At 49.5% G+C, this 25,113-nt stretch carries 30 protein-coding genes; 23 read left to right on the top strand and 7 right to left on the bottom strand.

Annotation, left to right across the window (positions count from 1 at the left end; translation table 11 throughout):
* The first annotated feature begins 10 nt into the window (after positions 1–10).
* Positions 11–697, top strand: a complete 687-nt coding sequence (lipB, locus tag SY83_RS19020) for a lipoyl(octanoyl) transferase LipB (protein ID WP_068609393.1) — start codon at positions 11–13, stop codon at positions 695–697.
* Between the two features lie 118 nt (positions 698–815).
* On the opposite strand, the gene prli42 is transcribed toward lipB, so the two are convergent.
* Positions 816–917, bottom strand: a complete 102-nt coding sequence (prli42, locus tag SY83_RS23145; RefSeq protein ID WP_157279890.1) for a stressosome-associated protein Prli42 — start codon at positions 915–917, stop codon at positions 816–818.
* 95 nt (positions 918–1,012) lie between these two features.
* Between prli42 and SY83_RS19015 the strand changes: the two genes are divergently transcribed.
* The 3 genes from SY83_RS19015 (at position 1,013) to SY83_RS19005 (ending at position 4,018) form a co-directional block, all read left to right on the top strand.
* Positions 1,013–2,143: a M20/M25/M40 family metallo-hydrolase gene (locus tag SY83_RS19015; protein WP_068609392.1), complete on the top strand. Its 1,131-nt coding sequence runs from the start codon at positions 1,013–1,015 to the stop codon at positions 2,141–2,143.
* A gap of 157 nt (positions 2,144–2,300) precedes the next feature.
* Complete coding sequence (locus tag SY83_RS19010; protein ID WP_197479895.1) at positions 2,301–2,795, top strand: GNAT family N-acetyltransferase; 495 nt, start codon at positions 2,301–2,303, stop codon at positions 2,793–2,795.
* 59 nt (positions 2,796–2,854) lie between these two features.
* The gene (locus SY83_RS19005; protein WP_197479894.1) at positions 2,855–4,018 is read left to right on the top strand and encodes a DUF3866 family protein; all 1,164 of its coding nucleotides are present in this window, start codon (positions 2,855–2,857) and stop codon (positions 4,016–4,018) included.
* On the opposite strand, the gene mciZ is transcribed toward SY83_RS19005, so the two are convergent.
* Positions 3,930–4,136, bottom strand: coding sequence for a Z-ring formation inhibitor MciZ (gene mciZ, locus SY83_RS22865; protein WP_082882621.1), 207 nt, complete (start codon positions 4,134–4,136; stop codon positions 3,930–3,932). The genes SY83_RS19005 and mciZ overlap by 89 nt on opposite strands.
* A gap of 101 nt (positions 4,137–4,237) precedes the next feature.
* On the opposite strand from mciZ, the gene SY83_RS19000 reads away from it, so the two are divergent.
* From SY83_RS19000 to SY83_RS18985, 4 genes are all read left to right on the top strand, one after another.
* Positions 4,238–4,807 (top strand): NUDIX hydrolase, encoded by a 570-nt coding sequence (locus SY83_RS19000; protein WP_068609387.1) that lies wholly within the window; start codon positions 4,238–4,240, stop codon positions 4,805–4,807.
* A gap of 3 nt (positions 4,808–4,810) precedes the next feature.
* Complete coding sequence (locus tag SY83_RS18995; protein ID WP_068609384.1) at positions 4,811–6,001, top strand: endonuclease Q family protein; 1,191 nt, start codon at positions 4,811–4,813, stop codon at positions 5,999–6,001.
* 113 nt (positions 6,002–6,114) lie between these two features.
* A complete protein-coding gene (locus tag SY83_RS18990; RefSeq protein ID WP_068609382.1) occupies positions 6,115–6,705 on the top strand; it encodes a sigma-70 family RNA polymerase sigma factor in 591 nt (196 codons plus the stop codon).
* Positions 6,677–7,417, top strand: a complete 741-nt coding sequence (locus SY83_RS18985; RefSeq protein ID WP_068609380.1) for a DUF3600 domain-containing protein — start codon at positions 6,677–6,679, stop codon at positions 7,415–7,417. The genes SY83_RS18990 and SY83_RS18985 overlap by 29 nt, the downstream gene beginning before the upstream one ends.
* A gap of 46 nt (positions 7,418–7,463) precedes the next feature.
* On the opposite strand, the gene SY83_RS18980 is transcribed toward SY83_RS18985, so the two are convergent.
* The 4 genes from SY83_RS18980 to SY83_RS18960 form a co-directional block, all read right to left on the bottom strand.
* Positions 7,464–7,997 (bottom strand): DUF1572 family protein, encoded by a 534-nt coding sequence (locus SY83_RS18980; RefSeq protein WP_068609378.1) that lies wholly within the window; start codon positions 7,995–7,997, stop codon positions 7,464–7,466.
* A 52-nt stretch (positions 7,998–8,049) separates the two neighbouring features.
* Positions 8,050–8,643 carry a DUF2087 domain-containing protein gene (locus SY83_RS18975; protein ID WP_068609371.1) on the bottom strand — a complete coding sequence of 198 codons (594 nt, stop codon included), beginning with the start codon at positions 8,641–8,643 and terminating at the stop codon, positions 8,050–8,052.
* Positions 8,644–9,039: 396 nt separating this feature from the next.
* Complete coding sequence (locus SY83_RS18965) at positions 9,040–9,615, bottom strand: MFS transporter (RefSeq protein ID WP_231891300.1); 576 nt, start codon at positions 9,613–9,615, stop codon at positions 9,040–9,042.
* Positions 9,612–11,063 carry an FAD-binding oxidoreductase gene (locus SY83_RS18960; protein ID WP_068609367.1) on the bottom strand — a complete coding sequence of 484 codons (1,452 nt, stop codon included), beginning with the start codon at positions 11,061–11,063 and terminating at the stop codon, positions 9,612–9,614. The genes SY83_RS18965 and SY83_RS18960 overlap by 4 nt, the downstream gene beginning before the upstream one ends.
* A 148-nt stretch (positions 11,064–11,211) precedes the next feature.
* Between SY83_RS18960 and SY83_RS18955 the strand changes: the two genes are divergently transcribed.
* The 5 genes from SY83_RS18955 to fur all read left to right on the top strand — a co-directional run bounded on the left by SY83_RS18955 (position 11,212) and on the right by fur (position 15,263).
* On the top strand, positions 11,212–11,757 hold the full coding sequence (locus tag SY83_RS18955; protein WP_068609365.1) for an RNA polymerase sigma factor: 546 nt from the start codon (positions 11,212–11,214) through the stop codon (positions 11,755–11,757).
* Positions 11,741–13,375: a DUF4179 domain-containing protein gene (locus SY83_RS18950; RefSeq protein ID WP_068609362.1), complete on the top strand. Its 1,635-nt coding sequence runs from the start codon at positions 11,741–11,743 to the stop codon at positions 13,373–13,375. Before SY83_RS18955 ends, SY83_RS18950 begins: the two co-directional genes overlap by 17 nt.
* Before the next feature lie 71 nt (positions 13,376–13,446).
* On the top strand, positions 13,447–14,022 hold the full coding sequence (locus SY83_RS18945) for a Uma2 family endonuclease (protein WP_157279889.1): 576 nt from the start codon (positions 13,447–13,449) through the stop codon (positions 14,020–14,022).
* 80 nt (positions 14,023–14,102) lie between these two features.
* Positions 14,103–14,741 (top strand): stage II sporulation protein M, encoded by a 639-nt coding sequence (gene spoIIM, locus SY83_RS18940; protein ID WP_068609360.1) that lies wholly within the window; start codon positions 14,103–14,105, stop codon positions 14,739–14,741.
* 72 nt (positions 14,742–14,813) lie between these two features.
* Entirely contained in the window at positions 14,814–15,263 is a 450-nt protein-coding gene (fur, locus tag SY83_RS18935) for a ferric iron uptake transcriptional regulator (RefSeq protein WP_068609358.1), read from the top strand.
* 116 nt (positions 15,264–15,379) lie between these two features.
* Here fur and SY83_RS18930 read toward each other — a convergent pair whose 3' ends face one another.
* Entirely contained in the window at positions 15,380–16,531 is a 1,152-nt protein-coding gene (locus SY83_RS18930; RefSeq protein ID WP_082882619.1) for a S8 family peptidase, read from the bottom strand.
* A 150-nt stretch (positions 16,532–16,681) separates the two neighbouring features.
* Here SY83_RS18930 and SY83_RS18925 point away from each other — a divergent pair, with 150 nt between their 5' ends.
* The 10 genes from SY83_RS18925 to spoIIAB all read left to right on the top strand — a co-directional run bounded on the left by SY83_RS18925 (position 16,682) and on the right by spoIIAB (position 25,109).
* Positions 16,682–16,918: a DUF4227 family protein gene (locus SY83_RS18925; protein WP_068609351.1), complete on the top strand. Its 237-nt coding sequence runs from the start codon at positions 16,682–16,684 to the stop codon at positions 16,916–16,918.
* Positions 16,919–16,988: 70 nt separating this feature from the next.
* Positions 16,989–17,888, top strand: a complete 900-nt coding sequence (gene xerD / locus SY83_RS18920; protein ID WP_068609349.1) for a site-specific tyrosine recombinase XerD — start codon at positions 16,989–16,991, stop codon at positions 17,886–17,888.
* Between the two features lie 150 nt (positions 17,889–18,038).
* A complete protein-coding gene (gene deoB, locus SY83_RS18915; protein ID WP_068609347.1) occupies positions 18,039–19,214 on the top strand; it encodes a phosphopentomutase in 1,176 nt (391 codons plus the stop codon).
* Between the two features lie 30 nt (positions 19,215–19,244).
* A complete protein-coding gene (locus tag SY83_RS18910) occupies positions 19,245–20,066 on the top strand; it encodes a purine-nucleoside phosphorylase (protein WP_068609345.1) in 822 nt (273 codons plus the stop codon).
* Positions 20,067–20,080: 14 nt separating this feature from the next.
* Entirely contained in the window at positions 20,081–20,947 is an 867-nt protein-coding gene (locus SY83_RS18905) for a purine-nucleoside phosphorylase (protein ID WP_068609343.1), read from the top strand.
* Positions 20,948–21,077: 130 nt separating this feature from the next.
* Positions 21,078–21,305: an aspartyl-phosphate phosphatase Spo0E family protein gene (locus SY83_RS18900; RefSeq protein WP_068609341.1), complete on the top strand. Its 228-nt coding sequence runs from the start codon at positions 21,078–21,080 to the stop codon at positions 21,303–21,305.
* Positions 21,306–21,434: 129 nt separating this feature from the next.
* Positions 21,435–22,769, top strand: coding sequence for a pyrimidine-nucleoside phosphorylase (locus SY83_RS18895; protein ID WP_068609339.1), 1,335 nt, complete (start codon positions 21,435–21,437; stop codon positions 22,767–22,769).
* A 190-nt stretch (positions 22,770–22,959) separates the two neighbouring features.
* Positions 22,960–24,210, top strand: coding sequence for a D-alanyl-D-alanine carboxypeptidase family protein (locus SY83_RS18890; protein ID WP_407944599.1), 1,251 nt, complete (start codon positions 22,960–22,962; stop codon positions 24,208–24,210).
* Between the two features lie 102 nt (positions 24,211–24,312).
* Positions 24,313–24,666 (top strand): anti-sigma F factor antagonist, encoded by a 354-nt coding sequence (spoIIAA, locus tag SY83_RS18885; protein ID WP_068609336.1) that lies wholly within the window; start codon positions 24,313–24,315, stop codon positions 24,664–24,666.
* Complete coding sequence (gene spoIIAB / locus SY83_RS18880; RefSeq protein ID WP_068609334.1) at positions 24,663–25,109, top strand: anti-sigma F factor; 447 nt, start codon at positions 24,663–24,665, stop codon at positions 25,107–25,109. The genes spoIIAA and spoIIAB overlap by 4 nt, the downstream gene beginning before the upstream one ends.
* Positions 25,110–25,113: the final 4 nt, after the last annotated feature.

The following is a 25,113-nucleotide window of genomic DNA, read 5'->3' as shown; positions in this document are numbered from 1 at the left end:
CGAACCCTCAATGATGAAACCATTGCAAGCTTACTACCATCCTAGAATTGAATACAACACAGCTTGGGATCTGCAAAAAGATTACGTCAAAGCCATCGACAAGGAGGAGGAAGCGGAAACGCTCCTCCTTCTGGAGCATCCGCCGACGTTTACGATCGGAGCCGATCGTAATCCGGAGCATCTGCTGTGGGATGAAGAAGAATTGAAAGAGCGGGGCATCTCCGTGTTCCAGATTGACCGCGGCGGCGATATTACCTATCACGGTCCCGGGCAGCTGGTCGGCTATCCTCTCGTCTATCTGGATGCGGTGGGGCTAAACCTGCACGGGTATTTGCGGAATTTGGAACAGGTTATCATCAACTATCTCCGTGAATTCGGCATCGAAGGATCCCGCAAGCCGGAGTACACCGGTGTTTGGGTAGGTGACCGTAAAATTTGCGCCATAGGCGTCAAATTCAACAAATGCAGGAGTCGCAGAGGCTTCGTCACCAGTCACGGTTTTGCATTCAACATTCATGCAGGGGTGGATGGTTTTGAGGGAATTATTCCTTGCGGCATCCGGGAGTTTGGCGTTACTTCATTGGAAGAGTGCACGGGGAAACGGTTAACTTTACGCGAAGCGGCTGAGGGGATTCTTCCTTATTTTTGCCAAGAGTTTGGGTATGACAAGGACATAATGCTTTCAGATCCAGTTTAGCAATGACAAAGGGCCTGTCCGCCCATGCGCACGGGTTCGGGCTTCAAATCCATCCCAATCCGCGGCAGAGCAACAGGCCCTAGGTGTAAATGCACATGTTTTGATTACAAATAAGAATTTATTGCATCAATGGCTGCACAGCTACCAACAACGTGGATAACAGCATAGCGGCCAGCATAATGTAGATGATGATTTTGAACCAGCGGTTATTTTGACCCATGGATAATTCAGACTCCCTTCGTATTTGGAAACGCTGCAGATAAACGGTATACTATTCGTATATTGTAACTTATTTTACTTATTGGAGGAAAGTCTATGATAAATCAGGACCGTTTGGTGCAAGAGTTTATGGAGCTTGTGCGGGTGGACAGCGAAACAAAGTACGAGAAAGAAATCAGCGAAGTGCTGAAAAAAAAGTTTACGGAATTGGGTTTAACCATTACTGAAGACGATGCGGGTTCCAAAATCGGGCACGGCGCGAACAACCTGTTCGCATCCCTTGCGGCGACATCGGATCAAGAGCTTCCGCGCTTATTCTTCACTTGTCATATGGATACAGTTACGCCGGGCAAAGGCATTAAGCCGCAACTGGACGCGGACGGTTACATTCGCAGCGACGGCACAACCATTCTGGGCGCGGACGATAAAGCGGGAATCGCGGCGATGTTGGAAGGCATTCGTGTTCTGCAGGAAAATAACATTCCCCATGGCAAAATCCAGTTCGTCATCTCCGTAGGCGAAGAGTCCGGATTGCTTGGCGCCCGAGCGATGGATGCTTCATACATGGATGCGGACTTCGGCTATGCTTTGGATTCCGACAAAACGGTGGGGCACATCGCCGTCGCGGCGCCGACACAGGCTAAGATTTATGCCACCATTCACGGTAAATCCGCGCATGCGGGTGTGAATCCGGAGGACGGCATCAGCGCGATTCAAGTGGCAAGTAAAGCCATCGCCCGGATGCCGCTAGGGCGTCTGGATCAAGATACGACAGCCAATATCGGTAAATTCCAAGGCGGCGATCAAACCAACATCGTATGCGACCTCGTGAAAATTGATGCGGAAGCGCGTTCCCTGCACCAAGAGAAAGTAACGGAGCAAGTGGAGAAAATGAGAGTTGCTTTCGAAAGCGCGGCATCCGAGTACGGCGCGACGGTGGATTTCAAGAGCGAAGTCATTTATCCGGCATATAACTATGGCGATGATGCGCCGGTAGTGAAGCTGGCGATGCGCGCGCTGGAATCCATCGGCAAGACGCCGAAGACGTTCCACACCGGCGGCGGCAGCGATGCCAATATGTTCAACGGCATGGGTATCCCGACCGTGAACCTGGCGGTGGGCTATGAGTTTATTCATACGTTAAAGGAACAAATTCCTGTCTCTGAGCTTGTCGGGACGGCTGAAGCTGTTGTGGCGATCGTGAAGGAAGTTGCGAAGGGCGAGTAAGTCAAGGTGTTGCTGTATACAAAGGGACTGGGGTATTTCCTCAGTCCTTTTTTGTGGAATGTTTTTTAGCGAAATAATTCTAAGGAGAGATCTAAACCTGATGTTTGAAACCGATAACGTAAAAATTAGGCCTATGGAACCTTCAGATCTAGAAACCATGTACGCATGGCATCTGGACACGGAGCTTGAAACCTACAGCGGTTGGGGGAATCGCCGGTCCCAGGCGCTGTTCATAGACAAGTTTCAAGGATATATCATGAACACGCCCGATCATTTAATGCTTTTTGCCGTAGAGACGGAAGGTGTGTTGGTGGGACGCGCGGAGCTGGCGTTGATTGATATCGAAAACCGGAAGGCAGCCGTGGGCATTGTGCTCGGAAACCGGAATTACTGGAACCGCGGTGTCGGTCGAACGGCGCTGCGCATCGTTATTGATTACGCATTTACTGTAAAAAATCTAGAGCGAATTTATGCCGAAGTCTATGATTTCAACGAGCGTTCACAGCGGATGCTGGCAGGAGCGGGCTTCAAGCAGGAGGGACTGCTCCGTCAGCATGAGATACACCACGGCAAGCCGAGAGATATGTTCTTCTACGGACTGTTAAAAACCGAGTTTTATGACAAGTATGAGAGTATATTTCTAAATAAGTAGGGACTTGTTTTCTTGGGGCCCAAAGGGGTGAGCGGATGATACGGTGGCAGATGGGGACGGTGCAACAAGTTATTGCCGCAGAGAAGGGCATGCAGCAATTGACCATGCTTATGGAGGACGGCGCTTCCGCGCGCGCCGTCCACTACACGGACGTGATGCCGGAGGCGAAGCCCGGCGACAAGCTGCTCTTGAACGTAACGGCGGTGGAGCTCGGGCTCGGGACAGGGGGCGTTCATTTTGTGGCGGGCTTCGCGGACGGGGCGGAGCTATTGCGGATGCCCAAGTCCGAAGCGACGAGTATCGATGGCGACTGTCCGGCCACGGATGCGATTAGGTCCCTTGGCGACACCGGCCACATCATGAAGCTGCGCTACACCCCGCTGCAACGCAGCGTGGTGAGCGTGGAGGCGCCCGAAAGCCCATACCATGGGCTGTTCCGGCAGTCTCTTGACCTGGCTGGCACACCGGTGCTGATCGGCGAGCTGCACAGCATGCTGCCCGCGGCGGTGTGCCGCATACGCGCGCTGCAGCCGGAGGCGTCGGTCGCCTACGTCATGACCGACGGCGGGGCTTTGCCGGCCGCGTTCAGCCGACACGTAGCCGCGCTCCGCGGCCTTGGCTGGCTGCGCGGCACGGTCACGTGCGGCCACGCCTACGGCGGCGATCTGGAGGCGCTGAACAAGTTCAGCGCGCTGCTCGCCGCGAAGCACGTGCTCGGCGCCGACATCGTCATCGCCGCCATGGGTCCCGGCATCGCCGGGACCGGGACCGAGTTCGGCCATACCGGCATGGAGACGGCCGAACTGATCAATGCCGCCGCCGGCTTAAGCGGAACGCCCGTCGTGATGCCCCGCATCACGGCGGCCGATCCGCGCGCGCGGCATCAAGGCGCCAGTCATCACCTGCGTACGGTGCTGACCAAGGCGGCGCTGCAGTCCGCCGCGGTGCCCTTGCCGGGCGGACTGCCCGCCTCCGCGCAGGAGCGCCTCGAGCGAGAGCTCGGCGTCTCAGCGCATGCCCATGTGAGGCATACGTTTCCGCGTATGCCTCACATTTCGCAAGAAGAAATCCGCCTGAACCAGGCGGATTATCCCGTGCCCATTACGACGATGGGCCGTGAGCTTGAGAACGATGTTATATTTTTTGAAGCCGTTTGCTGCGCGGCTGATTATGCTTGCGGGTTATTGAGGCGTAACCCGAATCCACACGGACCAACTGGTTAAGCACATCATGCATCATGACCCCGGCTTCATGGTTTTTTTGCAACACACGAAGTCGGTTTCGAACTTCCCAAGCCTTGCCTACCAAACGAATATGCTGATCGGATACATAGGTCTTCATTGTTTTCCCTCCGCTTTTGACCGCGTGATATAATAGGGAGTATATGTAGAGTCAAGACAAGTTATGTCTTGCCGTAAATGGAGAGGAGAGGTGTTGTATTCATGCAGCATACACGTTACGAAGGCCGTAAATTCGAGGAAACGACGATTGAATTCAAGCCCATTTTTCAAGGCAAAATCATTTCGCTCCAAGTAGACACCGTCCGTCTGCCCAATGGAGGCACATCCACACGTGAAATTGTGAAGCATCCCGGAGCGGTTGCTGTTCTGGCTTTGACTGAGGACGGTCGGATGCTTGTTGTGGAGCAATATCGCAAAGCGCTGGAGAAGAGCCAAGTGGAAATACCGGCAGGCAAGCTGGACAGCGGAGAGGACCCGATGGATGCAGCGCGCAGGGAGTTGGAAGAGGAGACAGGTTATCAGTGCGGTTCCATACGGCTGTTACACTCCTTCTATACTTCACCCGGTTTTGCGGATGAGATTGTTCATCTCTACTTGGCGGAGAATTTAACGAAGGGCGAAGTCAATCCGGATGAGGATGAGTTTCTCGAGATCGAGGCAATTACGCTGGAAGAGGCGCAGCGATATATGGCGGAATGGCGCATCAGCGATGCCAAGACCATCACCGCTGTGTACGCATGGCAAGTGTATCAACTGACAGGTCGGATTTAAGCGATGTCGAAGGCGTTAAGCTCGTACTACGTAGATATGCACATCCATATCGGGCGAACGGAGAAAGGCAGCCCCGTAAAGATCAGCGGAAGCAAGGACTTGACGTTCTATAATATCGCGCGGGAAGCTTCAGAGCGTAAAGGCATTGATATTGTAGGGATTATTGACTCGCACTCCCCTTCGGTTCAGGAAGAGATCATGAACTATCTGGACTCGGGGGATATGGAGGAGCTTGAAGGCGGGGGTATTCGTTACAGGGATACTACCGTGTTGCTTGGAAGCGAGATTGAGGTGCGGGACCCGGGTATGGGAACTGCGCATGTGCTTGTGTATTTGCCGACGCTTGCGGTCATGCAGGATTTCACAGCGTGGATGCGGCATCATATGAAGAACGTGGAGCTCAGCTCCCAACGCATTTACGTTCAAGCGCGCGTGTTGCAGGAGCAAGTGTTGGGACGGGGCGGTGTGGTGATACCCGCTCATATTTTTACGCCGCACAAAAGTGTATACGGCAGCTGCTCGACACGCATTGAACATGTGCTGGATCTGGACGGCATCGCCGCGGTGGAGTTAGGCTTGAGCGCGGATACGGAAATGGCGGGATACCTATCCGAGTTGGATGCCTTCACGTTCCTCACGGATTCCGACGCCCACTCTTTAGCGAAAATCGGCAGGGAGTATAATTTGATGGCTTTGGAATCACCCAGCTACGCGGAGGTCGTGAAGGCGCTGCGAGGCGATGCCGGTCGCGGCGTAACGGCCAATTACGGGCTGAATCCCCGTCTCGGTAAATACCACCGCACCTATTGCGGCGGGTGCGGTTCGATCCTTGACGAGGATGCAGCCTCGGTGGAACGCTGCCTGTATTGCGGCAGCAAGAAGCTTGTCCGCGGTGTCATGGACCGCATCCTCGATATCGCAGACCGCGCCGCGCCTGTGGTGGCAGCACATCGTCCGCCGTACCGTTACCAGGTGCCGCTGGAATTCATCCCGGGCCTCGGAAAGCGCAAGTTGGCTGCGCTGCTTGAGCGGTTCGGCACGGAAATGAACATTCTGCACCAGGCAACGGCGGCGGACCTCGAGGCGGCGGCCGGCGGGGAGATTGCGCGCTATGTTATGCAAGCGCGCGAGGGCACGCTCCGCCTCGGTGTCGGCGGCGGAGGTACGTACGGGAAAGTGGAGAAGTACCAATAGCAGCAGCCCTCGGAAGGTCTCGTGACCTGAAGTCCGGGGGTTTATTGTTGTGTAAATGAACCTTTTGCCAAGATCGGACCAATATAGGGTGTAGAAGGAAGGAGGGGGATTCAGTGAAGGAGGACAAATTGCGGGCGCTCTTGCTGCGTATGGAAGCGGACGAGCCATCCGCGTTCACGGAGCTGTATCATGAGACGAAGGAAGATGTCTACCGCATGGTCCGATTGTTGGTGTCCAACCCGGGGGATGCGGTAGAGGTGGTCCATGAGGTATATGTTGCGCTGTGGAAAAGTTATCATAAATACGACTCTGAGCGTTCGTTCCGCTATTGGTTGCATGGGCTCGTCATTCGGCAAGTGAGCAGCTATCGCAGGACGGCATGGCGCAGGTTCCGATTATTCGAGAAGCAGAAGCAGTACGTGGAACCGGCGATGTATGAGGAAGACGGTCTCCTGTTCGAGCGGCGGCAGGTGATGCTGAAGCAAGTCCAGACGCTGCCGCCGAAGCTTCGCGAGGTCATCGTGCTCCGTTATTATTCTTGTCTGACCGGCATTGCTGCGTTGCTATCGGTGCCTGTGGGTACGGTGAAATCCAGGCATCATACCGCGTTGAAGCGGTTGCGGGTTCACTTCATGGAGGAAGATGTGAATGGGAAGAGATTGGAGGAGAACGAGTATGAATCGGTACACAGAGCGAGAGTTTAAGCGTGTGATGCAACAGGCGGTGCTTGCGGGGCAGGAAGAAGGAATAAGGGCACTGGATCAGAGCGTGGGGAAGGAGCTGCAGAAGCGATTTCCGTCAGAGGCCCGTAAACGCAAGCGCCGATTCACATACAGACTTATCGCGAGTGCGGCAGTTATGGCTGTAGCGTTAACGATAAGCGCGTTCTCTACCCCTTCGGTGGCGGACCGAATTTACGGGTCCTATGAAATCGCGAAGCGGACTTTCGTCACGGTGACGATGCAGCAATACCAGAAGGTGGGTTTCAAGTTCATGGGCGCCAAGAAAATGCTGGGCGCGGACTATCCGAAGTTCGAGAAGTTGGCGAAGGCGGTAATAGCGGCAAAGGTGGCCTATGGGAACGATGCGTGGCAAATTGATGTGGATGCGCTGCCTGCAGCGAAGCAGGCTGAAGTTCGTCAATTGTTCGCGGAAGTCCAGTCCTACTTCGACCGGCTGAACGAGCTCGGCGATAGCCGTGCTGTGCTCACGCCGGAACAATATACGGATTACACGGATTCTATCTTGCGCCAAGAGACACTTCTTGCCCAGAGCGGACTCAACCCAAGTAAAGGCTCCATTGAAGTTAAGAATCTGCCCAAAGCAATACAACCGGAATATAAGCAAGTGGTGGATCGGATTCGTTATTTTGAACGGCAAATAGGGTTGCTCTCGCAAGCTGCGTATTCTGATTGATCTCTAATATGGTACTTGTGTTCCCAACAAACCGCCGAGTTCGTACTCAGCGGTCTTGTTTGTTACGTTCAGGAGCCCCGGCACGAGGCACACTGAGCGACTCCCAACTGTCTTCTAACAAATGCTTACCAAGGAATACCATCTGCCCTACATGATAACCGTAATGTGAGATTTGTCGTTGAATCGCCCGAATCACCGTATGCGCTTCGCCTCGAATGGTAATCGTTCGAAGTAAGTCTTCGGGCTGTAAGGAACGGAGGGTGGTAAATACCAACGTCCAGCCTTGCTCCCACATGGCGATCAGTTCTTCCTTCGTCCGTTTTCCCTGCACAAATTCCTGGTCGCGGTTCCGGTCGGGTTTCTCTCCGTCAGTCGTGAGGAAATTTGTCCACCGGGAGCGCATGTTTCCACACATATGCTGTATGATGATTTCCATAGAGTTGGACTCCGGGTCTATAACGTGATTAAAGTGTTCTTCCTTTAACCTTTCCAGGGTTCGGTCGCCAAGCTTTTTCATGCTTTCAAACGTTTCGATGGATTCCTTTAAAAACACAGTTTCAAAGTCATTCGTTGATTTCATAGGAAAACCTCCATAGATTTGTCTTTATAGCGAACAAACGGAACACTTAACGTCAACCTTCTACATTTCCCCACATTTCTCGCGGATTAAGCTCATACACATCATTCTCGCGATACATGTAATGGCCCATAATAAATTCTCTACGAATGGTTGCAAAATCAGGATGATAACGCTTAATGAATTCGTTTATTTCTTTCTCTGTATATTTCTGATTCGGTTGCAGTGTAGCCGCCATATGCTCCAGCACATACAGTTTCTTCTTACGCTGGGCAGGCATTTGTTTCAACGTACCGTCTCCGGCAAAAAAATTTCGAATTACCGATTGCTTCTCTTTTACCAGCGCGGCGGCTTCGTCACCATCCAATTCTGAAATCGATGCAGTTACCTTGTTCACAATCGCGCCAGCTTGTTGCTTTAAACTTTTCTCATCGAGATGAAAGTAAACATTATTCTTATCTCTGCGCTCAAACACAAGCCCAACCTCCCTTAATTTCGTCATATGATGTGTAATGGTAGGAGGCGTAACCCCCAGTTTCCCTGCCAAAGCCTGCCCATGTAACGGACCGTCCTTCAGCATCGCAAGAATTCGAATTCGCGTGACATCGCCAACGGCCTTATGAAATGAAACCAATTTATCTAATTGCATATATTCGATCCTCTCTTTGTGAACAATTAAACACATATCTAATTACATAGGCATATTATTGCATGATTTCTAAGAAGAGTAAAGGGATGAGAAGAAACTCAAACGTATTGGTCTTGTTGAATGCAGTTTGCAAATGCACAAGGTAACCTGGATCGCGTCGCCGGTGTATATCGGATAATTCTTTATGTCGGTATTCTATCATTTTTTGTGCAACGTACTCATCGACATAAAACATGATTATAACCTTCCTTTCGAATTTGGAAATGTTTTAATAAATATCTAATTTAATTAACATCTAATTAGTTAATTGCATTATCACATGGAAATATAAATATGTAAATAGGTTTATTTCCAAAAATTACGTACTTTATGATTTAAAATAAAATAAACCGCCCTTTAATGATAAGAGGGCGGTTTCATACTTTGAATATTTTGCTTCACTTTACTAAACTTCCAAACCGTCCAAGCGCTCACACCATACAGAACTGCACTTAAATAGAAAAGCGCGTTAATCGTTAGCCAATCAATCAATACCCCTCCCAACAGGACGGCAAATCCAGACGCGACCGAAGTCCAGAAATGATAAGAACCGATAACAGCGCCCCGGGCGCCGCGTTCAGTGTAATCCGCCAAGAGAAGTCGTTCGCTCATCTTTTGCATCGCATTGCATGTACCCATCAGTAGCTGAAGGACCAGCACCCACAGATAAGAGGTAGTCCACGGGAAAGCCAGCATCGCCGCCATCATGCCCAAGGAACTCAGAATCAAGATACGTTGTGCGTGCATGTCCAGACGTGGCGCAACCCATTGCGAAACCGCCGCGGAACTAATGGTGAACACCGCAAAAGCGAGACCGTATTTTGTATAACTGTTTCCTAAATTTTTGAGAAACAGCAGATAGTAGGGATAGATCATACCGGCAGCCAAAGTGACAATGCTCTGGGAACGGATCAGCCATTGAATATTCATCATGAATGTGTGGATTCTCCTTTGTTGTACTGCTCATAAAATTGATTCGTGAAGAGACGACCCGGATCGTAGTTCTCTTTTTGAACGAAAAAATGCCGATAATTAGGATACACCGTTTGAAATTGCTTCACGGTAGGGTAGCCGGCATAAGGTAAGTAATAGGTTCCACGGTGTTTAATGACTTGGTCTATAATTCGGCGGATGCCTGCCTTGGTCTGAAACTGAGCATCGGATGAGAGCGGAGCGTGGAACAGACACACAAGTGCGAACATATCTTCTCGAGCATAGGACATGACAGCTTCCTCATCCTCATTTACATATCGTACGGTAATGTTGAGCAGGTTTAACTCTTCTTCTGTCAGCACATTTCTTAGGTCCTCAACAAACCCTGCGAATTCTCCTACGGGGATAAAATATTCCTGCAAAAAATCATTCGCGCCTGCACCGCTATATTCCATGAACTGAGACTCCGAGCGCATGGCATTGTTTCGGCTAATCAAGGCATTTTTTTGGTTGTGAAAATACTCTTTCTGTAGGTTCCACAGCACTTCTTTTCCCCAATCGAAGGACCGGTTAAGCTGAAACAAAGCTTTCGTTGGCACGACCCATTTTTCTTTTGTTTTAAGGGTGTTGTGCTCTGACAAAGGAATAGAGGCATCCCTCGTGTAATTTATAGCGTACATGTCAGTAAGCGGTTTGTCCGGGGACACGGAAATTCGCGCGATATGCAACTCAATATCTGGATTGGATTTGACTTGCTGAAGAAAGTATTTCGTATAGTTCTCAACTTGGAGATCCTCTGTAGTCATTCTATAGACAACATCGTCGGTAAGTGTCAAAGTGACGTCAAGGATGATGCCGAACAGCCCATAACCGCCGAGTGCTAGAGGGAACAAGTCCGCGTTGACGGTGCGGCTGACTTCTCTGATGTTTCCGTCCGCCGTAAGCAGTCGAAAGGACTCTACACTCGCTATGAGGGAACCGTTACGAATATCTCTGCCGTGGGCGTTAATGCTGACGGACCCGCCGATCGTAAAGAGGTTCTGGGATTGCATCGTCCGCACAGCGAGACCGGGGGGGTTGACCGCATTTTGCACATCTTCCCATGTGGCCCCGGCTTGTACTCTTATCTTTCGATTCACAGGATCTACTTCAAGTATGCGATTATAGTGCGTCATATCCACAACGATCCCATCTTTATAGTAGGTATGCCCGCCCTGGCTGTGACGTTGACCCGCGATGGAGATCGTTTTTCCTTGGTCTCGGGCATCTCTTACCAGTTCCACAAGCTGAGCTTCTTCGCGACCTTGTATAACCCGTTCTACTTTGACAGGGTGAAGTCGGCTGTAATCTGTAATCAGGAAAGGATCCTGATCCGCTGAGTCGGTTTGAACGTAAATGAATAGACATAAGGCACTTAGCAGGGTTATAACCATTAATTTAATCTTCATGCTCCGCTCCTGTTTATGTAATGGTTTAGTTACTTTGAGAGAAAAGCATATCATAAATTTTATGTTGGTTCGCAGGAAAATTTTGAACTTTTTGGAAGCTTTATTTGTTATATACATAGTTTGAAAATAAAAGAGGTGAATAGACCTGTTGACGAATCAAGAATTATTTTACACGTATAACATGGAAGTTTACCGTTTCTGTTATTACTTGTTGCGAAATGCAGCTGATGCGGAGGATATGTGCCAGGACGTATTCCTCAAAGCGCTGGTTTGCGATCGATCAGGGATACCGGAAACGGCATTAAAAGCTTGGTTAATGCGCATCGCTGTCAACACCTGCACTAATGCTACCAAGCGGAGCAAGTTGAAGTTGATTAAAGAGGCTATATATTATGGCTGGCGGGGAACATCGGGGCTTAACGAGAGTGCTGAAACGGTCTTTGAGGGGCACTGGGAACGTCAAGAGCTTAATGAATTATTGAACCAACTGTCGGACAAGCTGCGGAAGGTTATCATTCTAAAGTATCTCAATGACTGTACCAATCAGGAGATTGCGGACATTCTCAGCATCCCGCTGGGTACAGTGAAATCCAGAGTGCATAAAGGACTCAAAGTGTTACAGGGAAAATTGCGAGGGAATCCAGATTCATTAGCGATTGCTAAAGGAGGCGCAAACTATGGAACGGAACACTGAACAGCACATTCGGCACCTGACTCAGAAAAGCTCAATTCCGCAGCCTGATTTTAACGCTATGTGGGCGCGGATTGATGAAAACCATCAACAGACTCAACACAAGGATGACAAACAGGGCCAATCCCAAGTACGTTCCATACGGAATAAAGTAGTCACTGTCGCCCTCGCGGCAGCCAGTTTAAGTGCGGTACCTGTTCTCGCAAATGTACAAATTAATTTTTTTGACATTATGAAGTCGTCCGGCCGTGAAGGGATTGTCACATCCATGAAGCAAGGTTTGGGTCAGAACATTGAAAAGAGCGACCGCGAAAGTGGCGGAACCCTGACGTTGCACAACGCACTGGCGGATATGAATCGACTCGTATTGAATTTTAGCTTTAAACTGAAAGAGAAAGCCGATTTCGATGCGGTTACGCTTGTCGACAAGACGGTAAGAGACGCCGTTCATTACCCGGTTCCCGGTCAGACAGTTGTTAAATGGGATGAGGCAAAAGACAGAATCATCGGCTTCTTCGAGACTGAGAAGGGGCTGCCTGATACCGTTCAAATGAAACTCGAGGCCAAAGATATTCGATTGTTGAAAACGACGCAGGTTCCATTGGAGCTGAGGTTGCAAGATTCTAATTATTGGAAGGCAGAAGTGGATAACGAGGCGATTGCTTATGTTGAAATCCTGAGTGTTAAGGCGGAAGGTAAATCGACGCGAGTGAAATATCGCACCCTGATGAATAAACAAGAAGACAAGGACAATGAACCTGAGCTGGTATTTACACAAGCTGGAGTACCTGTTGCCGCTACTCATCTGATAATCTACAACCCGGAGGAGAAGTATCAAAAGAGAGAGGTGACATTGGATATATCTCCTGATGAACTGAAAGATACTCAGGTTAGTCTGAGCTATAAACGTCATGTGAAAACGGTAAAGGGATCATGGAGCATACCGTTCGATTATGATCATGAGCTTGCTGTGAAGGATACGTTAATTTATCCTCTATATTCTCTTAATAAGGATGTTGAGGGAGGTAGGGTACATTTAAAACAGTTGATCGCGTCTCCATCTCAGATCAAAGTTGTAGGATCTAGGAATTTTACGAATGCAGATGGATATATAAATTACTGGAAAAAGGAATTGATAGTCGGTGAAAAACGAATTCCTATTTCTAGCCAAGATGACGCAAATTATTATATTGAGTTACCCGAAATTCTGGATGTTAAGGACCACAAAGTGCAACTGGTCTTCAGTGACGCATTCATTGCTAAAAAAGGTGAACATACCACAATGCTAGATATACAATCAGCAAGCACAAGCAAGCAAACAACACAGATCATGCTCAAAGATATTACTGTCGATTTAACGTATTACGCGCAAGGTGATGTGTTTGTTGTAGAAACATCGAGTAAGGATTCCCGATTCGGAGGCGTGAACCAAACTTATCTGATCGTAAATGGGAAACGAGTCATGCCCAAGTCGGACATGGAGACATTATACAAAGGGAAGGATAACCATGTGAAGGAAGTTTACGAGGGTATTCCGGTGAATGCGAAGGTCGAGCTTGATGTGAACTATTACAATGTGCTGGAGCCGGAACGAGTTGAAACGCATGTGTTAAAACCTTAACCTTCAAGTTTATTAGCAGTGTCGTTGGTGATATAATGAAGTACAAGGATACTTTACAAAGGAGTGATAGGATGAGCATGCATTTACATCGTAGAGATTACACCTACAGCGAGTACCTGACGTGGCCTGATGGGGAAAGGCTGGAGATCATTGATGGTGATTTGTATGCCATGACTCCTGCACCATCAAAATTACACCAAATAATACTTGGAAATTTACATTTAATGTTTGGGAACTATTTGAAAAACAAAAAATGCAAAACATTTTTACCGCCTTTTGACGTGCGTCTAGCGAAACCGGGTGAATCCGACAAAGAAACATCAACAGTCGTTCAACCGGATCTCTCCATCATCTGTGATCCTGATAAGTTAGACGATCGAGGGTGCAAGGGCGCACCGGATTTAATTGTGGAAATTATCTCGCCAGGTTCGTTGAAGCTGGATCTTACCGTTAAGAAGCGGCTATATGAACGGTTTGGTGTGAGAGAGTACTGGATTGTCTACCCGCAGGAGGGCATCGTGATGATTCACGAGCTTGATGAACATGGTGTCTACACTGATGGAGAAACCTATGATCGGGAAGCTTCGATTCCCGTAAGGATTTTCCAGGGCTTCACGGTGGCGGCTGCGGAACTTTTTGCACAATAAAGATCAATTCTTCCATGTCATATAACCCCCATTTGGTTCATAGTCTTGTACTATAGGACAAGAAAGGGGGTTTTTTGCGCATGAGCCGGAACTCAATTCAGACATACATGAAAGAACATATGCCCCTGTATATATTTGTGTCGGTTCTGTTTGTAATGGGTGTCATCTTCGGGGCGTTAATGGTGAACGCTTTGTCCTTGGAGCAAAGGGAGGATCTAACGCGCTTTCTTGGCAGTTTTGTGGCCAGTCTGGGCGAAGCGTCGGAGTTGCATCCGAAGGAAACGTTCGTGTCTCTGTTTGGGATGCATATGAAATGGATCATGCTCATCTGGTTACTGGGCATTTCCGTTATAGGATTGCCGATTATTCTGGTGCTGGACTTTTTGAAAGGCGTCATGGTCGGATTTACGGTTGGCTACCTGGTCGGTGAACTGTCCTGGAAAGGGATGCTGTTCGCGCTTGTATCGGTCGCTCCTCAAAATCTAGTCATTATTCCGACCTTGATCATTGTGAGTGTTTCCGGCATTTCGTTTTCCTTGTATATGGTCCGAAACCGGATTCTTCAACGACGCGGAGCCTTAGCCGAGCCTTTCATGTCTTATTCCGTGTTAACGTTAAGTATGGCGGCTGTACTGCTCGGAACTTCCCTCTTTGAGGCATATGTCTCACCGACCTTAATGCAATGGGTAACGCCTATGATCGCTTTGACACAGAGTTGAATACGTTGACTTCTTGCTGATTCACACCCTATAATGGAAGCATGTTGTTTTCGGAAGTGGGGAGAGTTTCAGATGGAAGCGCGCATAGACAAAATTAAGCAGCAGCTGCAATCACATGGCTATAAACTGACGCCCCAACGGGAAGCGACGGTACGGGTTCTTCTCGAGAATGAAGAGGACCACCTTAGCGCCGAGGACGTATTTATGCTAGTGAAGGAAAAGGCCCCTGAAATCGGCTTGGCGACCGTCTATCGTACGTTAGAGTTACTAAGTGAGCTGCATATTGTCGAGAAGATTAATTTCGGTGACGGCGTAGCGCGCTATGATCTCCGTACCGATTCCAACCAGCATCATCATCACCATCTGATCTGTGTTCAGTGCGGCGCCATGGATGAAATTATGGAAGATTGGCTTGGACCGCTGGAGGAACGCTTAGACAAGGAATTTAATTTCCAGGTTATCGATCACAGGCTGGATTTTCACGGGATTTGCCATCGTTGCCGAGATAAGAATAAACCTTAAACGGGCTTGTCCCCTATGAAACTCCCACCGGTTCGCCGTGTGGGAGTTTTTGATGTGGAGCGGGGGTGACGCCCCGCACCGCGTGTTATAGCCGTTTCAGCGCGGCGGCGCGCAGGCTAACGGCGAATTCGGGCAGCGCGCACAGCTGCGGCCGCATTGATCAGCCCGGCGCCCTGCGAACGGGCGCCGTAGCCTTTGAGGTTGCGCGCCGTGCGCCGCAAGAGGGCCTTGACGCCGCTGGCCGACAGGCGCGGAATGGCGCTGAGCATCAGCGCCGCCGTGCCCGCGGCATGCGGCGTCGCCATGGACGTGCCGGACATGCGCGTGTACCCGCCGGAGGACGACGTGGACAGAACGTCCGTCCCCGGGGCGGTTACATCGACGCCGGCACCCCGGCTGCTGTATCCGGCGACCCGGTTTTTGCGATCCGATGCCGCGACGGCGATCGTCTCTTTGTACTTCGCCGGATAATCGATAGATGCCGCTTCGTTGCCCTCATTCCCGGCTGAAGCAATGATGACGACGCCTTTGCGATGCGCCTTGCGCACGATGGCCTTCAAAGCTCTACTGCCTTCCACGGTGCCCAGGCTCATGTTGACGACCTGAATGCCGTGCTTCATGCACCACGCAATTCCTTCGACAAGGTCGGAAACATACCCTTCTCCATTGGAATCGAGCACCTTCACACCGTATAATCGTACAGCGGGAGAGACGCCGACAACACCAATCTTGTTATTCAACGCGGCCGCTGTGCCGGATACATGGGTGCCGTGACCGTTCCCGTCCAGCTTCTTCTCCTTGAAATCCAGCGTGCTGAAGCGCCCGCTGACCGACAAGTCGGGATGCTTGGCGATGCCCGTGTCCAGCACGGCGATGCGCACCTCGCTGCCGGAAAGAGAGCCTTTCCATGCGCGGGGAGCCCCTACACACGCAATACCCCAAGGCGTCGTTTGACGATTCTTTAGATTGTGTATCCTTACTTTTTTGCGCAACATGTGGGACCGTGTTCGTCCGTCCGTTTCAATGGCGCGAACAGAAGGATGACGATGCAACTTACTCAAATCTTGATGTTTATCCACATGAAAACAAATGGCATGAATGTCTTTCATCGTTTTAACCGGCCGAACCCCGTGTTGATGCATATGCTTGAGACATGTGTTGTAACTCCGCGCATTTTTGAACACTATGACTTTCCGTTGAAGTTGTCGTTTAGGTTTACTTGATCCGGCACCGGCCAGCGGTTTCAATAACTTTCGCAAAGGCTTCAAGTTGCATTCCTCCTGCCATGATGTTAAACTACATCATTCTATGACAGGGGAAAACCATCCGCCTGTGTCATCTGTCCGCACGACATAAACGAGATAAGTCTTTCATACGCTAGATTATAGCAGGACTTGTACCCAAGGAGGGGTCGACGGATGATTGTTTCACTTCGCAAATGGATGGAGCGTATTAAGTTTATTTTGATTTTCTTAATCCTCACGTTGTTTCTATACCACTTCGCCGGTGCCGTTACCGCGTGGCTTGGACCTACCGATCGATATAGGGAACCTTTGGGCAGGTCCGTGAAAGTATTTAATACCAGTTCCGACTACAATGGCGAACAAGTGTCTCTGAGCGATCGGTTGCGTTTCTTCTATTGGTACGGGGAGTAAGCAGGAATCGAGTGGCTGTCTGTTGAAAAAAGATACATAAGATTTTTTAAGAAAATGAGGAACCCAACTGATGATCCAACACTTACGTAACTTTATTCATTATCTTTCCGTCGAAAGAGGACTTTCCAAAAACACATTGGAATCCTACGAAAGAGACATCACCAAATATATTGAATTTATTACGGCTGAAGGACTCACGGAACTGGAACAGGTCACGAAAGCGCACATCATCTCCTATATGCTAAAGCTAAGACAACTCGGCCGCGCTTCCGCTACCATATCGCGTATGTTAATCTCGATCCGCTCTTTTCACCAATTTATGGTGCGGGAACGGTTGTTAAATCACGATCCTACGATGAATATGGAAACGCCCCGCCAAGAGAAACGATTGCCGAAGGTGTTGACGATCAAGGAAGTAGAGACGCTGCTGGAAGCGCCTCAAACTTCTACGCCCGCGGGACTGCGGGATAAAGCTATGTTAGAAGTGCTTTACGCTACGGGCATAAGAGTCTCGGAATTGATCTCTCTGGATATGGACAGTGTGAATTTACAGATGGGCTTTGTGCGGTGTATCGGGAAAGGTTCCAAAGAACGAATTATACCGCTCGGGCGAATCGCGGGAGAATGCTTGGATGTCTATATCCAAACGATGCGTCCGCAGTTGACGAAACCGAACAAGCCTGATCAGGCTTTATTCTTGAACCATCACGGTGCGCGTCTGACCCGGCAGGGTTTCTGGAAGATTATTAAGAAACACGCCAAGGAAGTGGCGATTCATAAAGAAATTACCCCTCACACCCTGCGTCATTCGTTTGCCACCCATTTGCTGGAGAATGGTGCTGATTTAAGGGCGGTTCAGGAAATGCTGGGACACGCGGATATTTCCACCACTCAAATTTATACTCACGTAACCAAAAGTAAGATGAAAGAAGTTTATGATCGGACACATCCCCGGGCGCGCATGAATTAACGGGGCTTTGGGAAGCCATTCTATAACGAGTGGCTTCTTTTTCTTTTTTTGGGAAGCGAAGGAATTCAGGCACAGGGGATTTTTGCATATCGTTCGGCGGCGTGAGATAATAAGGGCTGTAATTGGCAGGATGAATAAGGAGGAGCGCGTATGCGTTTTAACAGAATTGGCGTTATCGTATTGGATAGCGTAGGCATTGGCGAATTACCGGACGCGGAGAGCTTCGGGGATTTGGGTTCACACACGTTGGGACATATCGCCGAACAGGTGCCGTCCATGGCATTACCGAATTTGAAGGCGCTGGGATTAGGTAATATTGAAGCGTTCGGTACGGTACAGAAAGTGGACAAACCCTTGGCTTATTTTGGCAAAATGGCGGAGGCATCCGTGGGTAAAGACACCATGACCGGTCATTGGGAGCTTATGGGACTGAAAATAACAACACCGTTTAATACATATCCTGATGGTTTTCCGCCTGCTTTGTTGGAAGCCTTTGAGCGTGAAACCGGACGCAAAGTTCTATGTAACCGGCCGGCTTCCGGTACAGAAGTGCTGGATGAATACGGCGAGGAACAGATGAAAACCGGCGCTTGGATCGTCTATACCTCTGCGGACAGCGTGTTTCAGATTGCTGCACATGAAGACATCATTCCATTAGAGGAATTATATAAGGCTTGTGAGATTGCAAGGAGATTAACCCTGCAAGAAGAATTCTCCGTCGGCCGGGTCATTGCCAGACCTTATATCGGTTCGCCCGGAGCGTTCAAGCGCACGCCGAACCGTCACGATTACGCGGTGGTTCCGCCTTCCAAGACGGTTATGAACGGCGTACAGGAGGCGGGCTATGATTCCATCTCTGTCGGGAAAATCAATGATATTTTCTCAGGAGAGGGTGTCACAGCTTCCTATCCTACAAAAAGTAATCTGGACGGTATCGAGAAGACGATTGAGTTGCTGGGAACGGATTTCAAAGGACTCTTGTTTACGAATCTGGTAGATTTCGATTCTCTTTACGGTCATCGCCGGGATCCGGTCGGGTATGCGAAAGCGCTGGAGGAATTCGACGCTTACGTGCCTCAGCTTCTGGAGAAGCTTGGCCCCGAGGATTTATTGATGATTACCGCGGATCATGGAAATGATCCGGTCCATCCGGGAACGGATCATACGCGTGAATATGTGCCTTTATTAGTATACAGCCCGCAGTTGACGCAACCGGCTTCTCTGGCGATACGCACCACATTCTCTGATGTGGGCGCCACCATTGCCGATAACTTTGGAGCAGCGTTGCCTTCCAACGGAACCAGTTTCTTGAATGAATTGAAATAAGAATGAATATGAACGGGGAGCGAATAAACGATGTCCGAACAAATGAAGAAAATTACGGAAGCTGAGCAATATATTCGGGAGCGCATTACATTTTTGCCTGAGGTGGCGTTAATTCTGGGTTCCGGTCTTGGGATTCTGGATGAATTAATGGAAGAAACAACAGTTATTTCTTACGGAGACATTCCTCACTTTCCTGTTTCTACGGTAGAAGGACATGCGGGTGACTTGATTGTCGGCAAAATCGGAGGCAAGCCCGTGATTATGATGAAGGGACGCTTCCATCTATATGAAGGCTACGATGTTCAGATTGTCACGTTGCCTATACGCGTTATGAAGGCGCTTGGCGTGAAATCCTTGCTCGTAACGAATGCGGCTGGCGGCGTGAATACGTCCTTTCAACCCGGCGATTTGATGTTGATTGAAGATCACATCAACTTGACGTCGATGAACCCTCTAATCGGTAAGAATGAAAGTGCTCTGGGCGTACGTTTCCCGGATATGTCGGATGCTTACAGCCGCCGTTTGCGCGAGGTTGCTGTGCGTAAAGCGGCAGAGAATAACATTCCATTGCAGAAGGGTGTCTATTTCGGACTCTTGGGACCGAACTATGAAACACCTGCCGAGATTCGCATGATTCGCGTGCTGGGCGGAGATGCTGTGGGTATGTCTACGGTAGGCGAGGTTATTGCCGCCCGTCACTCCGGCATTGAAGTGATCGGGATCTCTTGTATCAGCAACATGGCTGCCGGCATTCTGGATCAGCCTTTGTCCCATCATGAAGTGATGGAAACGACCGAGAAAGTGAAGCAGAAGTTCCTTGATTTCGTTGTATCCATCATCCCAGAATTGTAAGGAGTAACCACTACATGACAACCTTAAATACGGATTTGTCCTATATGGACCAAATTAACGCGGCGGCATCTTACGTCAAAGAGCATCTTGGGGAAGTTCAGCCGGTCATCGGTTTAATTCTGGGTTCAGGTTTAGGCGACCTTGCCGATCAGGTGGAATCGCCCGTCGCCATTAACTACAACGAAGTTCCGCATTTCCCGGTATCAACGGTAGAAGGACATGCGGGCCGTTTCGTCGCGGGTACATTGGAAGGGAAGTCGGTCATTGTGATGCAAGGCCGCTTCCATTTCTACGAAGGATACGATATGAAGAAGGTCGTTTTCCCGGTTTATGTCATGAAGCAGCTTGGAATTGATACACTGGTCATCACGAATGCGGCAGGCGGCATGAACCGCGAATTTTCCGCAGGTGATTTGATGTTGATCACAGATCATATCAACTTGACGGGAGCCAATCCGCTGATTGGGAAGAATGAAGCCGGTCTTGGTGTGCGCTTCCCGGATATGTCCGAGGCGTATTCGCGTGATTTCGGCGCCTTGGCCAAGCGCTTGGCGCCAAACGTCACCGGTGATGACGGAGAGGTGTTGAAGTTGCAAGAGGGCGTATACTGCGGCATAAGCGGCCCAACTTACATGACACCGGCGGAGTTGACGATGTTGGCCAGAGTCGGCGGAGACGCCGTCGGAATGTCGACAGTAGGTGAGGTCATTGCCGCAAGACATGCGGGAATGCGTGTGTTGGGTATATCCTGTATTACCGATATGGCCATTGGCGAAGAGCTTGAACCTTTAACGCATGAACAAGTAGTTGCGGTGGCAAATCGGACGAAACCTAAATTCATCGGATTGGTTAAAGCATTTGTGAAAGAAGTTACTGTTTAGACCTCTTTGAGGCATTTGTCACAAATTTGTCACATATTCCTCGACTTGTTCCGACAACCTTTTTATATCGGCTCGTCGTATAATGTCCCTTGGTGCTAGAGAAATATATTGCAGGGAGAGACATGAGCATATGGAACGAGATTTGAACAAAATTATTGACATATTGCGTCAACAAATGGTCGATAAGGCGATGGAGACAGGCAACTTTACGGATCTGAAGGTTGTAGAGCTCAGTCAACAACTTGACTTCTTTATATATCAGCTTCAATTGCTTCATAGTCAGAAGAGAAAACAATGTATGTTTGGGTTATTTGCTCTATTGTCCGGTCGGAACGGTTCTGTCAGTGCTGTGTGCTAATGCTGCTTAAGTACCGGCTCCGTTCCGGCTTAACGTATATCCTTCAGCATTTGTCCGTATGATATAGCGTACTGACTTAAGAATGCTCATTGTTCAAGAAGGATCGTTATTTATTGTCGGAGGTGCCGTATGAGAACGGTTGATGTAATACAGAAGAAACGGGATGGCCAGGAGTTAACCTCCGAGGAAATTTCGTTCTTAATTGAAGGTTATACCGCCGGTACAATTCCGGACTATCAGATGTCGGCCTGGGCTATGGCGGTATTTTTTCAAGGCATGACAGCAAGGGAGACCGCCGAACTAACGTTAGCTATGGCGAGATCCGGTGATCAGATTGACTTAAGCGCGATTCCGGGCATCAAGGTGGACAAGCATAGTACAGGCGGCGTAGGAGATACGACAACGCTTGTTTTGGCTCCCTTGGTGGCCGCCGCCGGAGTTCCCGTGGCCAAGATGTCGGGCAGAGGCCTCGGGCATACGGGAGGAACGATCGATAAGCTAGAAGCGATCCCTGGATTTTCGGTGGAATTGACCGAGGATCAATTCACGAAACAGGTCACAGGGCAAGGGGTGGCCGTCATCGGTCAAACCGGCAACTTGACCCCTGCGGACAAGAAGTTATACGGTCTTCGGGATGTTACCGCGACTGTTAATTCAATACCACTAATCGCCAGCTCCATTATGAGCAAGAAAATAGCCGCGGGCGCCGATGCGATTGTGTTGGACGTGAAAACCGGAAACGGCGCTTTCATGAAAACCTTAGAGGATTCAATCAAGCTTGCTCAAGCCATGGTCGATATCGGAACCGAAGTGGGTCGGGAATGTGTAGCCGTCATTACCGATATGGATCAGCCGTTAGGCGTTGCGGTTGGTAATGGATTGGAAGTGCAGCTGGCGGTGGAAACTCTTCAAGGTAAGGGTCCTAAAGACCTGGAAGAAGTATGTCTAACGCTAGGGTCCTATATGCTTGTTCTGGGACGCAAAGCGGCGACGGTAGAGGAAGCAAGAACGAAGTTGCAGGAACTGATCGCCAACGGATCAGGACTTGCCAAATTCAAAGAATTCGTGGCGGCTCAAGGCGGTGACAGCTCGGTGCTGGATGATCCCTCCCGTATTGTACAGGTCAAAGAAATCATCCCTGTACATGCGGAGCAGGACGGATACGTAGCTTCCATCACGGCTGAGGAAATCGGCGTCGCTGCCATGATGCTGGGAGCCGGGCGGGAAACGAAGGAGTCGCAAATTGACCTTGCCGTTGGTTTGCGGCTTCACAAGAAGAGCGGCGACGCTGTCCGTAAAGGCGATAAGCTGGCCGACATGTACGTGAACCGCACGGAAGAGGAAGCCGTCGCGCCGGTCCGCCGGAAAGTAATCGAAGCGTTCCGGATCGTTTCTGAGCCGGTCACGCCGGAACCGTTAATTTACGCGATTGTCACGAAAGACGGAGTACAGAAACAGATTTGACGTAATTTGCGCACACGTTAAGAAGTTTCTTTCATAGATTGAGACCAAGACGCCGAGAGGCGTCTTTTATTTTTTTGGCAACCTCGGCAACCTCCTGATTTCAAAAGGATTCATGGAATAATTTTCATATAATCGGTCAACACTGGTTACCAGCATGAAAACCCAAATTTAGGAGGGGACCTAACTACTTATGATTACGCCAACTTGGAAAAAACGTTATATGACTTGTATTTGCTTGAGCCTCATAGCTGCCTCGGTATTGCCATTATCAGCAACGGCCGCAACCGCTTCCGCAAACTCAACGCCTTCACAGACGACGAACTTGTCAGCAGCTGTCGAGGGACCTAAGCCTGCAGGGTCTTTAGACCTTGCGCCTAACGCAACCTCCGCCGTATTAATGGATGCTTCTACTGGAACGATTATCTATGAGAAGAATGGGGCCGAGAAACGTCCGCCCGCATCCATAACGAAAATTATGACCATGTTGCTCATTATGGAAGCTTTGGATCGCGCGGAAATCAAGTTAACCGATAAAGTATCCACAAGTGAAAATGCGGCCTCCATGGGGGGATCCCAAATTTTTCTTGAGCCCGGCGAGGAAATGACCGTGGATGACATGCTGAAAGGCATAGCCATGGCCTCGGGTAACGATGCTTCTGTGGCAATGGCTGAGAAATTGGCAGGTTCAGAGGAAGCTTTCGTTCAGCTGATGAATGAGCGCGCCAAGCAGCTGGGCATGAACAATACCAATTTTGTCAATGCGAACGGGCTTCCCGCCAGCAATCACTACACCTCGGCTCATGATATCGCGCTAATGTCCAAAGAGCTTCTAAAGCATGAGGAAATTACTAAATATACAAGCAGTTATCAAGATTACCTGCGTAAGGATTCCGAAAAACCTTTCTGGCTCGTCAACACCAATAAGCTTGTACGTTTTTACTCGGGTGCGGACGGTTTGAAGACAGGATACACCAGCGAGGCTAAATTCTGTTTATCCGCCACAGCCAAACGGGACCAGTTCCGCATCATCGCGGTAGTGTTAGGCGAACCGAATACGAAGATCCGGAACAATGAAGTGTCCAAGATGTTCGATTGGGGCTTCGCGCAGTACACGAACTTCCCTATTTTCAAAAAAGGCGATGCCCTGGGCATGGTGAAGATCGAGAAGGGCGACGTTAAGCAAGTGGAGCTCAAAGCCAAACAGGATTACAGCGTGCTGTTAAAAAAAGGGGACAACAACAAGACAATCCGTCATGAGCTGAAGCTGATGCCAGAGCTTAAGGCGCCGTTAACGGCAGGCCAACCGATTGGTAAACTTACGGTCTATAAAGAGAACAAGATGATTGCCGAGTTCGACGTGGAGTCTCCTGTGAATATTCGCAAAGCCGGCTGGTGGACCTTATTTAAACGCACGGCAGCGAAGATGTTTTTTGTCGATTGACTGTCTTAATATAGGAGTTTTCTTCTAGTTTTGTCGGGGGGCAGGAATCCGCTTCAGCGAAAGAGAATGTTGTGTTCATGTCAAAGAGGAGAGTGAACGCGAATGAGTCTGGACATCGAAATGGAGCATCACCGCAACGCATTGATTGTCAGATTGAAAGGCGAATTGGATCACCACACGGCCGATATGGTCAAAATGAAAATGGAAGACGCGATCTTGAGAGGTTACAGCGATCATGTCATCTTGAGTTTGAAGGACCTTTCTTTTATGGATAGCTCCGGTCTTGGTGTAATTCTCGGCAGGTATAAACTTGTAATGTCCAAAGGCGGGAAGATGGTCGTTTGCGACGCGAATCCTTCCGTTTACCGTTTGTTTGAAATGTCGGGTTTGTTCAAAATTGTCACGTGTTACGCGAACGAAAGACTCGCGCTTTCCGGACTGGAGGTTGTCTCATGAGTGCGTCTAATTTTATGAACCTGCAGTTTGCGGCAAGATCGGAGAATGAATCTTTCGCCAGAGTAGCGGTGGCGGCTTTTGTCTCTCAGCTGGATCCGACGATGCAAGAACTGACGGATTTGAAGACGGTCGTTTCCGAAGCGGTTACGAACTCCATCATCCACGGGTATGAGAACAACCCGGAGGGCGTTATTACCATTTCCGCGAATATCGAAGGGGATATCGTGATGATTTCGGTACAGGACGATGGACTTGGTATTGAAGATTTGGATTTAGCCAAAGAGCCGTTATACACGTCCAAGCCTGAGCTTGAGCGTTCGGGGATGGGCTTTACGATTATGGAGAACTTCATGGATGAGGTAGAAATTACCACCGAACCAGGAGCAGGTACGAAAGTGCGCATGGTGAAGCGCATCGAATCCAAGAAAGCTTTATACAATTAGGGGT

The organism is Paenibacillus swuensis (assembly GCF_001644605.1).
GTDB classification, from domain to species: Bacteria; Bacillota; Bacilli; order Paenibacillales; family DY6; genus Paenibacillus_N; species Paenibacillus_N swuensis.
This window is presented reverse-complemented; position numbering and strand designations above follow the sequence as displayed.